Raw genomic sequence first — 12,452 nt, 5'->3', positions numbered from 1 at the left:
TGACAACCTTCCTCGCGGGAATGACAAGGCTGAGTTTTAGTTATTTACGCCGCAAGCGACGAGGAATTAAACCCGAATAAATTAATTTTAGCAAAAGCTACAACTCCCCCACTAAGTCCCGCCATTGCTGACGATACAGGTTTAGCAGCGGTTTTATTTGCGCGTCACACAAAGCGAGGCTGAGCCGGCCTTTTAGTTTTAGGCTCTTGTTAGACAGCAATGCCGCGCCGCCGGAGGTGCCGGTAACATCCCGAGAGGCGTAGATTTCATTTTGGCTACGCATGCAAGCCAATAAGGTGAGGAAGTTGAGGTTATTGCTGAACGCGCCTTCGACAATCACAGTATTGCTGGTGTCCATTAGATCCAAGCAATAATCCGTCATCAAGGCCACATACACATCGGCTAAAGCAGACTGCTGAGCAGGCGTTAATGTAATACCGCGATCAATAATACGCCCTTCACAATGGGCAAATGGCCCGCCGCCTTTGGCAAAGGCAGGCATCGCCAAAATACCGTTTTCTAAAATGAAGTTCACATCGCTCAAGGTGGCTTTGCTGTCGCTGCGCAGCTGCTCCCATTCACGTCCACCCATAAAGCGAATCGTCGGCGTGGCGCGACCAAGAGCGTCCACATTGGCAAGCATGTCTTTGTCTTCGTGTAATGAACCCAGCTTACCATTGATGGTAGCGATAACCGTCCAAGTACCGCTAGACACGACAGTGAGCTTTTCCATCGGCTGGCCAATATAAGGCACCAACGAAGCGTTAGAGTCATGTATACCGTTGAAGATAACGCAACTCGCTGGTAAGCCAGTTTCTTTGGCTAAGTCTGGCAAAATAGTGCCAAGCTTCGCGCCAGTTTCGATCACTTCTGGAAAGCGCTCCGCCCACTTTTGCTGTTCGCAAAAAGTAGAAAACTGGCAGCTGGTCGGATTCCAAAGGTCTGTGTGGCAACCCAATGAGGTCACTTCGGCAGCTTTGTTACCACTGAGTTTATAGCCCCAATATTGCGGATACAAAAGTAATGAATCGACTGTTGCGAACTCATCTGCAAAGCGCTTTTGCTGCCAGAACAATTGCGCACCTAGGTTCAAGCCTTGGGGCAATCTCGGACTAAAAGACTCACTAAAATATGGGCGTGCAGCGTCGTATTCTTCTTTTAACTCAGACACACCATCGTATTCATAATCCAGAATCGGCAAGGCAAGCTGCTCGCCCTTCATGCAGGCAATGGTTGCCCCATGTGTGGTAATCGCAATGCTGGCAATAAAGTAGCGCTGGGCTAAATCGGCAAGGGTGTCTTTGATCCATTGCCAAATAGAATCCACATCCACATGCGGATATGGCGGCGCGTCAACTACGCCATTAACACGTTTTTCAATATGCAATAACGCGCCAGTTTGCCCGTCCATCAGGCAAATCTTAATGTTGGTTTTGCCAATGTCTAACACCGCTACCACGCGCGTTTTATCAGGCTGCAACACATTAAAACGAAACACTTCTTGCAACGCATCGGCGACAGGTTCAAACGATGGTGTTTTGGTTTCCATAATGTCCGCCATGTATTCCCACCAGCGCTGCATAACAGGATGATCAGCTAATGATTGTGCATCCAGATCGTCTGCGTCGAAAGTGGCATACAATCGGTTTTCGTTTCGATCATTCTCATTAGCATCCAAGTGAATATAATAATTACGGATGCCATGTTGCTTAAGATGCTCCGCCAATTCTGGCCAAAGTTCATCATGACGTTTTTTGTATTCTTCTTCACAGCCTTTGTGCAAATACATCACTGAGGCATATCTCATAACGCTTTTGCCTCTTTTCGTTTAAGGGAAGTTTTATATAAAGTAATCAGCACTGGTAAACTCACGACCGTAATCAACATCACGCCAACGATAATCGTCATGACGATGCCTGGAATATTCAACAGCCCCATACCAAAGGTGACCAAGCCCATTAGGATCACCGCCAACACCACGCCAGCAATGGTTCCACTGCCGCCAAGAATGCTCACGCCTCCTAGAACCACCATGGTAATAATGCTGAGCTCCCAACCCATAGCAATACTTGGACGCGTGCTCCCCAGTCGAGAGGTTAACAGCACTGCGGCTACGCCAGACATAATTCCCACCAAAGTAAACAAAATTAGACGATGCTTATTCACTTTAATGCCAGAGTAATAAGACGCTGTCGGATTATTGCCAATCGCGTAGGTATAACGACCAAATGTAGTCCGATGAAGTAGCCAATAAAAAACTAAAGCAAAAAAAGCAAACAGCACCAACTCGAATGAGAACACCCAATACACATAACCCTGCCCAAAAAACTCAAAGCCATCTGGGTATTCACGAATTACCTGATCACCCAACAAGATGTAGCTGATGCCACGAAACAGACTCATGGTGCCAATGGTCACCACAATAGAGGGGATATTAAATCGTGTCACCAGTACGCCATTTACTAATCCACACCCAGCACCGACGAACACACCGACAAATGCGACTACATAAACGGGTGCGCCCATTTGTGCGACTAACCCCATCAAGGTACTGGAAAGCGAGATAATGGCCGCCACAGAAATATCAATTTCTTTGGCGATAATCAGCATTGCCATTGGCAATGCTATTAAAGCTTTTTCGGTAAAGTTAAAGGTCGCATCAGATAGATTCCAAGGATCTAAAAAGTAAGGTGATAGATAAGAATTCATCACGCAGACTAAAAAGACAATCAAGACCAAAAAACTTTCCCAGCGTAGCAAGCCCTGTAGTTTGCTGGTAAACATTGAATCCGGCGTTGCTGATTTTTTTATTGTTGTATCCATATGCGCCTCTAATTAGCTCGTATTTCGTCATTTGCATTGGGGGTTCGTAAGATAATCCGCGCCTTATCTTTGCCAGATGTTGCATTGGCAATGACGGCGATAATAATGACCAAACCTGAAATCGCCATTTGCCAAAACGGTGAGACACCAATAATTGGCAAGGCGTTATTCACCACGCCGATAAACAAAGCGCCAATCACACAGCCCACCACAGAGCCCAAACCGCCAACAATACTCACACCACCAATCACGCACGCCGCGATTACTTGCAGTTCAAAGCCATTGGCTACGTCCACATAGGCAACCGCAAAACGCGATACCCACAAATACCCGCACAAACCGGACAAGGTACCGGACACTAAGAAGGCATAAAACTGCACCTTACCCACGTTCACACCGGAATAGAAAGCAGCCATAGGATTGCCACCAGCCGAATAAAAATTACGCCCCCATACACTGAACTTCATTGCCCAGAAAAATAGAATAATGGCGGCAATGGCCATCCAGCCAAGCACGGGCATAGATAAAATTTCATAGCGGGGCAAGCCTATAAAAGACTCGCTCATTTGATGAGAATTCACCCACGCACCGTCTGATAATAAAAACGTCGCGCCGCGATAAATACTCATGGTTCCGAGAGTAATAACAATAGAAGGCACTTTTAATAGCCAAACAAATAAGCCATTAATCGCCCCCAACAAAGCGCCAATAAACAGCGATAAAAATATCAATAATGCCATAGGAAGCTCTGGGAAATATTGATTCACCATGGCGACAAACATGCCAGTAAATGCCACGTTGGCCGCCACAGACAAATCAATGCAACGGGTTAGAATCACCAACATTTGCCCCAGCGCTAGCATGATCAGAATCGAAGTATCATTGAAAATACTGACACTGTTCGACAGGCTAATAAAATCAGGGCTGATCACGCCAACACCAAAAAACATCGCCAGCACAATGATACTGAGCACGCCTTCACGGGAGTAAATTAAACGTTTTAGCATGTCACACTGCCTCCCGTGGCAAGAGAAACCACCTTCTCAGGTGTCGCGTCAGCACGTGATAACTCACCGACAATTAGACCTTCGTTCATCACTAATATACGATCTGACATACCAAGAATTTCCGGTAATTCCGACGACACCATGATCACAGACAAGCCAGAATCCACCAGCTCAGACATAAACTCATGCACCGCGGCTTTCGATCCTATATCGATGCCTTTGGTTGGCTCGTCCAAAATAATCACTTTCGGGTTAGTGGCGAGCCATTTGGCGATAACGACTTTTTGCTGATTGCCGCCTGAGAGGTTCATCACCTTTTCATCCCAACAAGACGCTTTAACCTGCAAACGCTCACAATATTGGCGAGCCAGCGCCATTTCGCCTTCTTGGTCGATTTGCCCATGCTTCGCTAAACGTTCCATCTGCGGCAAACTAACGTTCTGATAAATGGGTAATTCAAGCACTATGCCTTGTTTCTGACGCTCTTCTGGCACATACACAATGCCGTTATCGATAGCCTCTTTGGGTGAGTGAATGATCACTTCTTTGCCATTCATTTTAACTGAGCCAGTCACATGATCCGTGGTACCAAACAAAGCCTGCATCACTTCCGTTCGGCCCGAACCTACCAGACCATAGACGCCAAGAATCTCGCCTTTTTTCAGATTAAAGCTAATATCGGCAAATTCCGTTGTGTGGCATAAGTTACTCACTTCTAAAAGTGTTTCACCAATTTTTACGTCTTTTTTGGGGTACGTTGCTTCGATACTGCGCGCCACCATCATTTCCACCAACTGTGCTTCGTTCGTGTCTTTAATAAAACCTTCGCCCACAAAACTGCCATCGCGGAACACGGTATAGCGATCCGCCAAGGTAAAAATTTCATCAAATTTGTGGGTTATAAAAAGAATCGCTTTGCCTTGATCTCTTAAAGTATTTACCAATTCATAAAGTTCATGAATTTCATGATGAGACAACGCCGCTGTTGGCTCATCTAAAATCACCACTTTGGCATCAACAGACAAAGCGCGAGCGATACCGACCATGTGTTTTTGGCCAATACTTAATTCGCGTAAGATTTGATTAGGATCCATCTGAGCGTTAATAGAGGATAAAATTTCTTGTGAACGCGTCACCATCGCAGGCCAATCAATGGAAAAACGTTTGGTCATCGGGCCTTTTTTCATTGGGTAATTGCCCAAAAAGATATTTTCCGCCACCGTCAGATCATCAAACAACACGGTTTCTTGATGGATCGCTGTAATACCTAAAGCATGGGAATCATGAGGGGAGTGAAACTGCACAGGCTTACCGTTAAAAATAATTTCCCCACCATCCGGCTGATAAATGCCAGTCATGGTTTTTACTAGAGTCGATTTACCTGCGCCGTTTTCACCGATCAAAGCGGTCACTTGGCCAGGATAAAGGTGAAGATCGACACCATCCAGCGCTTTCACGCCTGGAAAAACCTTACTCACCTTTTTTAGACTAAAAATTGCATTGTTCATAACGGCTGCTCTTATTGTTATTCATTATGACATTATTGAACGAGTAACCCCCCAACCTAGCCCTCCCCTTCATAAGGGGAGGAAACAAAAGCTCTTAGCTCCTCCCCCTGCTAAGGGGGAGGTTGGGAGGGGGTCTGTTCTAAAGCCCCACCCTAGCCCTCCCCTTCATAACGGGAGGGAATAAAAGCTCTTAGCTCCTCCCCCTGCTAGGGAGGGGCTGGGAGGGGGTCAATAGCTACTAGAAAATTGAAGAGAATTCATCAACGTTTGAAGCATCGTAGATAAAGGGCTTCGCCATTGCGCCGTCACCATTTTTGTCTACTTCAAGCGTACCCATACGACCCATTGGAATCTCGGTTTTCGTACCTTTACCTTTCACAAGGTTGTAAGCCAGCATGGTTGCTGAATAGCCAAGATCGATTGGGTTCCAGATAGCAAAGCTATGAATGGCACCACTATGCACATGACCTGCTAATTCAGAAGGTAGGCCCAAACCTGTCACATAGACTCTGCCTGTTAATCCCAAATCGCTAACAGCTTGCGCTGCGGCCAAAATACCAACGGTAGTTGGTGCCACGATGACATCTAGATCTGGGTGATTTTTGATCAAGGCAGTGGCTTCACGGAAACTCTTATCCGCTAAGTCATCACCGTAAACCGTATCGACAAGTTTTAGGTTAGGGAATTTGCTAAGGGATTTTTTCATCTCACCAATCCAAATATTTTGGTTGGTCGAGGTTGGCGTTGCGCTCAGGATGGCAAAAGTACCAGACTTTTTGCCTTTAGCTTTGATGGCATCAGCAGCAAGTTGCACATTCATTTCACCAATTAGGCTGTTACTAGAAGGGTTCAAATGGATTTGGCGACCGTCTTTGCCAACACCAGAATCCCAAGAAATGACTTTGATACCGCGCTGTTGCGCTTTTTTCAAGGAAGGAACCAAGGCATCCGCATCGTTTGCTGATACGGCAATAGCATCAACACGTTGTGCGATTAGTGAGTTGATGATTTCAATCTGGCCTTCAGCTGTGGTCGAAGTTGGCCCAGTGTAAATAATCTCCACATCGCCTAACTCTTTTTTAGCTTCTTCTGCACCGCGGTACGCCGCTTCGAAAAAACCAATACCTAATGCTTTCACTAACAACGCCACTCGAACCTGATCCGCTGCATACGTACCAGAAGCAAATAAAGTTGCAGAAGCCAACACACATGCCGTGATGAGTTTATTTTTCATAATTATCTCCAAGAGCGCGCTCATCATCACACAACAGGAAATTGTTGGATCAGAGACGCGGTTTATTGTTTTTGTTTTTCTACTATGATCAAACGACAGCCTGCCGATTCGATCACTTCTTTACTCTTGTTATCTATTCCATCATCCGTGATGACGATATCTATCTGTGATAAAGGACAAATGATCATACTTGATCGGTTTTGAAACTTTGTACTATCAACCAAAAGCACCCGCTGATCTGCTCGATTTATCAGTTTCATCACCGCTTGTACGATTTGTGGGTCTGTCTCCATCACACCATGAGAATTAACACCGTATGCACCAATAAAAAGAATGTCAGCGTACGTGTGATTGGAAATATCATTCGGAAACGGACTCAAAATAATGTTCTGCTCCCGATGGATTTTGCCACTCGGCACGGTCACGCTGCATTTACTCTTTTTAATCAATTGATCAGCAATAGAAAACGAATTGGTCAGCACTTGCAGCTTTAAGCCACGCATATACTCAGACATAGCCGATGTCGTTGTGCCACCGCTGATCATTATTGACATATTGTCCGATAATAAATCCACAGCCGCTTTGGCAATACAGCGCTTTATGTCCGTGTTAATCGTTTGACTAACCGAGTACGGCCGTCCCAATAAACTCACATCAGAAGGAGGATTAATGGCTTCCGCCCCTCCTCGCACCCGACGCAGTTTTCCTTCTTTATCCAGAAAGCTGATATCTCTTCGTACTGTTGCTTCGGAAGCACCTAACACATCTGCTAGATGCGCCACCGTCACAATAGGTCGAGCTTCTACTTCCGACAGGATCACTCTGTGCCTTTCAATCTCGTGCATCGATCATCCTCGATATTCAATATAATTTATTTTCAATCATTATCAAGCACTATCAATCAAAAAATAACTAAAAAGATAAAAAATGCTTGAAAATGATTATTTTTATTCTAGTATGAAGATTATCAATCATTCTAACCCGCTGATTGTGCATAACAAAAATAAATTTAAAGTCTTTGATAAACAGCCTGAAAACAACGTTTTAGGCTATTTAAAAGACGAAACTTGAGGTTAAACGATGTCTACTAACTTACTTCCCAACCTTTGGAACGATGCTGAAGCAGCTCTTCTAAGCGAACCAGAATTATTGCAATACCGATCGAACTTGCTTGGTTCTGACATGCGCGTGACCAATTACGGTGGCGGCAATACCTCAGCAAAACTGCAAATGGACGACCCTCTTACAGGCGAAGAAACCACCGTATTGTGGGTAAAAGGCTCTGGCGGCGACATTGGCTCCATGGGGTTAGATGGCTTTTCAACACTTTATATGGATAAGCTAAATCAGCTTTTACCGCTTTACCGCGGCGTAGAATTTGAAGATGAAATGGTAGCTTACCTGCCTCACTGTACTTATAACCTAAACTCCCGCGCCGCCAGTATCGATACACCACTTCATGCGTATTTGCCTTACCTTCATGTAGACCACCTTCACCCAGACGCGGTGATTGCTATTGCGGCAAGCAAAAACAGCAAACAACTCACAGAAGAGATTTTCAACGGCGAGATTGGCTGGCTTCCTTGGCGTCGCCCAGGTTTTCAGTTGGGCATGGATTTACATAAAATCGCCACTGAAAACCCACACCTGAAAGGTGTCGTCCTTGAAAGTCACGGCTTATTTACTTGGTCAAATGGCAACAAAGACTGCTACCTAAACTCACTGAACATTATTAACAAAGCGCAAACATGGCTAGAACAGAAAAGTGCTGGCAAAGCCGCTTTTGGTGGCGAATTATTTAAAACCTTACCAGACGACAAACGCCAACAAGTGGTTTCGAGCTTAATGCCACTCATTCGTGGTAAAACCAGCGAAAAACAACGTCAAATTGGTCACTTCAATGCGTCCGACGAAGTGTTGCAGTTCGTCAATTCTAAAGACTTAGACCGTCTCGCCAAACTTGGTACCTCTTGTCCTGATCACTTCTTACGCACGAAAATTCGTCCATTTGTGGTGGCTTATGATCCACAAAAAGACAACCTAGACGAAGTCATTGAGTCACTGGATAAAAGCCTTGCCGATTACCGTGACGATTACGCGGGCTATTACAACCGCTGTAAACGCGACAACAGCCCAGCCATGCGTGATCCAAACCCAGTGATTTACTTGATACCTGGCGTCGGCATGCTGTCTTTTGCCAAAGACAAAGCCACCGCTCGTATCGCAGGGGAATTCTACGTTAACGCCATTAATGTCATGCGTGGCGCAGACAGTGTGAGCGAATATGTTGGCTTGCCAGAACAAGAAGCCTTCGATATTGAATATTGGCTATTAGAAGAAGCCAAACTACAACGTATGCCAAAACCAAAATCCTTAGCAGGCCATATCGCTTTGGTGACGGGTGCAGCGGGCGGCATTGGCCTTGCGACGGCAAAACGTCTCGCCAAAGAAGGTGCCAATATCGTATTGATGGACATAGACGAAGACGCTCTGCAAACCGCTCAGGCGAATATGAACAGCGAATTTAGCAAAGATTGCGCGTCTAGTATCAAGATGGATGTCACCAACGAAGACGATGTTATCCGTGCAGTGAAACATTGCGCTGTTGCCTTTGGTGGTTTGGATATTGTTGTCTCCAACGCAGGCATCGCATCTTCTGCGCCATTAGAAGAAACCACTCTTGCTCTATGGAATAAAAACCAAAGCATCTTATCAACTGGTTACTTCTTAGTTGCTCGTGAAGCCTTTAGTCTGCTAAAACAACAGAACATGGGCGGCAACATGGTATTTATTGCCAGTAAAAACGGTTTGGTTGCCAGTGCAAACGCCAGCGCCTATTGCGTTGCAAAATCGGCTGAAATTCAGCTTGCTCGCTGTGTTGCTCTAGAAGGTGCACCGCTTGGCATTCGTTCAAACGTGGTCAACCCTGATGCGGTATTACGAGGATCAAAGATCTGGACAGGCAAATGGAAAGAAGAAAGAGCCAGTGCGTACAAACTGTCGACCGATGATTTAGAAGAACACTACCGCCAGCGCAGCATGCTGAAGCTAAATGTTTTCCCTGAAGACATCGCCGAGGCCATTTACTTCTTTGCATCTGATGCGTCGTCTAAATCGACAGGCAATATCCTGAATGTGGATGCCGGTCATGCGCCGTCATTTACTCGCTAGAACCTAGACAAAAAAGAACAATAAAAAGGATTCACCATGAAACAACTTATTGATCAAAACTTGCTGCAAGAGCAAAACGCCAAACAAGAAGCAGCGGTTACTAGCGATTACAATGCGCTGGCGGAAAAACTGGATCGCTCCGGTGTGAAAATCGACACTATTTTAGAGCAAGCTAAGCAATTTACCGTCGCTGTTCCATCTTGGGGTGTTGGCACAGGTGGCACGCGCTTCGCTCGCTTCCCAGGCTTAGGCGAGCCACGCAATATTTTCGAAAAGCTAGATGATTGTTCTGTTATCCAACAACTGTCACAAGCCACTCCTGCCGTTTCTCTGCATATTCCTTGGGACAGACCAAAAGATCCAAAAGAGCTTCGCCAGTACGCAGAACAATACGGTTTGCACTTTGATGCGATGAATTCCAACACATTTCAAGATCAAATCGGTCAGGAAGAATCGTACAAATTCGGTAGTTTGACGCACACCAGCAAAGCCGTACGCGAACAAGCCATTGCGCACAATATCGATGTCGTCGAACTTGGCCAAAAGCTCGGTTCTAAAGCACTAACCGTTTGGGTGGGCGATGGCTCCAACTTCCCTGGCCAACAACACTTTAAAAACAGCTTCACGCATTATTTAGAAAGCATCAAAGAGGTATACAACAGCCTGCCAGACGACTGGAACATGCTGTTGGAACATAAAATTTTTGAGCCTGCATTCTACTCGACCGTGATTCAGGATTGGGGCAGCAGCTACCTTGCCGCGAAAGAAACCGGCGAGCGTTGTTTGTCTCTGGTGGATTTGGGTCACCATGCACCGAACGTCAATATTGAAATGATCGTTAGCCGTCTTGCGCAATTCGGCAAGCTTGGCGGGTTCCATTTCAACGACAGTAAATACGGTGATGATGATTTGGACAGCGGCTCTATCAATCCTTATCAATTGTTTTTGATCTTCAATGAACTAACAGACATCCGCAGCCAAGATCCTGCGTACAGCCCATTTTACATGCTGGATCAATCACACAACGTGACCGACCCTGTGGAAAGTTTGATGTACAGTGCGGCCGAAGTGCAGCGCGCTTTTGTGAAAAGCTTATTAGTAGATCGCGAAGCCTTAACTCAATACCAAGAAGCAAACGACCCAATGATGGCACAGGCCAGCTTGAAGCAAGCCTATAACTTGGACGTTGAGCCAATCTTACAAATGGCCCGTTTACAGGCAGGTGGTGCCATCGACCCTGTTAGCTGCTACCGAGCAAGTGGCTACCGTGCTGCCGTCGCTAAGGCTCGTCCAGCAGATCCAAATAAAACTGGCTCAGGGATTGTGTAGTAAAACAGATAAAAAGAGCGAGCGATTAAAAAATATAGCTTTCAAATGAGGCTATATTTTTTTGATCAAATACATTTTAGAAACAATGTTTTATTAAAATTATTTAAAATAAAAATAAAATAAAATCATTTGTTTCAAGATAATGCCTTGTCGCTTATATTGAGTTAGCAGATGGCAAAGTACAAAAATAAGAAAAGGATTGAAAATGCATGAATTACTAAGAGAAAAGAAGCATGTTGTTTCACGCGATCAAGTCGTCGAGGCAATCGATCTTTTGACTCACAACCTCATCAATATTGAAGATACTACTGGTGACTTTCTGCTACGTCTTGAAGACGGCCGAGTGATCGACACCAAAGGCTGGGCAGGCTGGGAATGGACCCATGGCATTGGCTTGTATGGCTTGTTTAAATATTGGCAAATAACCAATAATCCAGCCACGCTAAAAATCATTTACGACTGGTTCGAACAGCGCCTTAGCGAAGGCACGCCAACCAAAAATATCAACACGGTTGCGCCCTTTTTAACGCTGGCTTGTTTGCATGAACGTACGCCAAAAGAGTCCTGGATTCCTTATCTGGAAGAATGGGCAGAATGGGTCATGTACGAAATGCCGCGCGTACAAGAAGGCGGTCTTCAGCACATTGTTTATAACAGCGTGAACCACAATCAAATGTGGGACGACACCTTAATGATGAGTGTTTTACCGCTCGCTAAAATCGGTAAATTGCTCAATAAGCCTGATTATGTGGAAGAAGCAAAATACCAGTTTCTGACTCATATCCAATATCTGATGGATACCAAAAGCGGCCTATGGTTCCACGGCTGGACGTTCGAAGGCAACCACAACTTTGCCGAAGCCTTGTGGGCCCGCGGTAATAGCTGGATCACTATCGTCATTCCAGAATTCATTGAATTATTGGATTTGGCTGAAAACGATCCGATTCGCCGCTTCTTATTGTCTACTTTAGAACGCCAAGTCAAAGCCCTGAGCGAACTACAACACAGTGACGGCCTCTGGCACACATTACTAGACGATAGCAGCACTTATCTAGAAGCCTCTGCCTCCGCAGGATTTGCCTATGGCATTTTAAAAGCCGTTCGCAAACGCTATCTCTCTAGTGACTATTTACCTGTTGCGGAAAAAGCCATCAAAGCGGTCTATGGCAACATTGACGCGCAAGGCGAGCTGCAAAATACCTCATTTGGTACCGCCATGGGCGACGATTTAGAGTATTACAAAAACATTAAAATCACCTCTATGCCTTACGGGCAAGCAATGGCGATTTTATGTCTTAGCGAATATTTGCGTCGCTATATCTAGCTGAGGTTAAAGGAAACTCCGCTATCAATTTCTTAAGAAAAAAATAAACATAAGAA

At 45.3% G+C, this 12,452-nt stretch carries 9 protein-coding genes; 3 read left to right on the top strand and 6 right to left on the bottom strand.

What is annotated here, in order from left to right; genetic code table 11:
- Window positions 1–97: 97 nt before the first annotated feature.
- The 6 genes from AABA11_RS03085 to AABA11_RS03060 all read right to left on the bottom strand — a co-directional run bounded on the left by AABA11_RS03085 (window position 98) and on the right by AABA11_RS03060 (window position 7,417).
- On the bottom strand, window positions 98–1,807 hold the full coding sequence (locus AABA11_RS03085) for an L-rhamnose mutarotase (protein WP_338265270.1): 1,710 nt from the start codon (window positions 1,805–1,807) through the stop codon (window positions 98–100).
- Window positions 1,804–2,823, bottom strand: coding sequence for an ABC transporter permease (locus tag AABA11_RS03080; protein WP_338265268.1), 1,020 nt, complete (start codon window positions 2,821–2,823; stop codon window positions 1,804–1,806). The genes AABA11_RS03085 and AABA11_RS03080 overlap by 4 nt, the downstream gene beginning before the upstream one ends.
- An 8-nt stretch (window positions 2,824–2,831) precedes the next feature.
- Window positions 2,832–3,830, bottom strand: coding sequence for an ABC transporter permease (locus AABA11_RS03075; protein WP_338265265.1), 999 nt, complete (start codon window positions 3,828–3,830; stop codon window positions 2,832–2,834).
- Window positions 3,824–5,338: a sugar ABC transporter ATP-binding protein gene (locus AABA11_RS03070; RefSeq protein WP_338265263.1), complete on the bottom strand. Its 1,515-nt coding sequence runs from the start codon at window positions 5,336–5,338 to the stop codon at window positions 3,824–3,826. The genes AABA11_RS03075 and AABA11_RS03070 overlap by 7 nt, the downstream gene beginning before the upstream one ends.
- 238 nt (window positions 5,339–5,576) lie before the next feature.
- Entirely contained in the window at window positions 5,577–6,572 is a 996-nt protein-coding gene (rhaS, locus tag AABA11_RS03065) for a rhamnose ABC transporter substrate-binding protein (RefSeq protein ID WP_265729096.1), read from the bottom strand.
- Between the two features lie 62 nt (window positions 6,573–6,634).
- The gene (locus AABA11_RS03060; protein WP_265729097.1) at window positions 6,635–7,417 is read right to left on the bottom strand and encodes a DeoR/GlpR family DNA-binding transcription regulator; all 783 of its coding nucleotides are present in this window, start codon (window positions 7,415–7,417) and stop codon (window positions 6,635–6,637) included.
- 235 nt (window positions 7,418–7,652) lie between these two features.
- Here AABA11_RS03060 and AABA11_RS03055 point away from each other — a divergent pair, with 235 nt between their 5' ends.
- The 3 genes from AABA11_RS03055 to bglB all read left to right on the top strand — a co-directional run bounded on the left by AABA11_RS03055 (window position 7,653) and on the right by bglB (window position 12,396).
- Entirely contained in the window at window positions 7,653–9,743 is a 2,091-nt protein-coding gene (locus AABA11_RS03055; protein WP_265729098.1) for a bifunctional rhamnulose-1-phosphate aldolase/short-chain dehydrogenase, read from the top strand.
- Between the two features lie 36 nt (window positions 9,744–9,779).
- The gene (gene rhaI, locus AABA11_RS03050) at window positions 9,780–11,072 is read left to right on the top strand and encodes an L-rhamnose catabolism isomerase (RefSeq protein WP_338265259.1); all 1,293 of its coding nucleotides are present in this window, start codon (window positions 9,780–9,782) and stop codon (window positions 11,070–11,072) included.
- A gap of 205 nt (window positions 11,073–11,277) precedes the next feature.
- Window positions 11,278–12,396, top strand: a complete 1,119-nt coding sequence (bglB, locus tag AABA11_RS03045; RefSeq protein WP_338265257.1) for a beta-galactosidase BglB — start codon at window positions 11,278–11,280, stop codon at window positions 12,394–12,396.
- Window positions 12,397–12,452 lie beyond the last annotated feature (56 nt).

It is taken from the genome of Marinomonas pontica, from assembly GCF_036322735.1.
GTDB classification, from domain to species: domain Bacteria; phylum Pseudomonadota; class Gammaproteobacteria; order Pseudomonadales; family Marinomonadaceae; genus Marinomonas; species Marinomonas pontica.
Note: the sequence above shows the minus strand (reverse complement) of the source record. Positions and strands in the feature narration are given on the sequence as shown.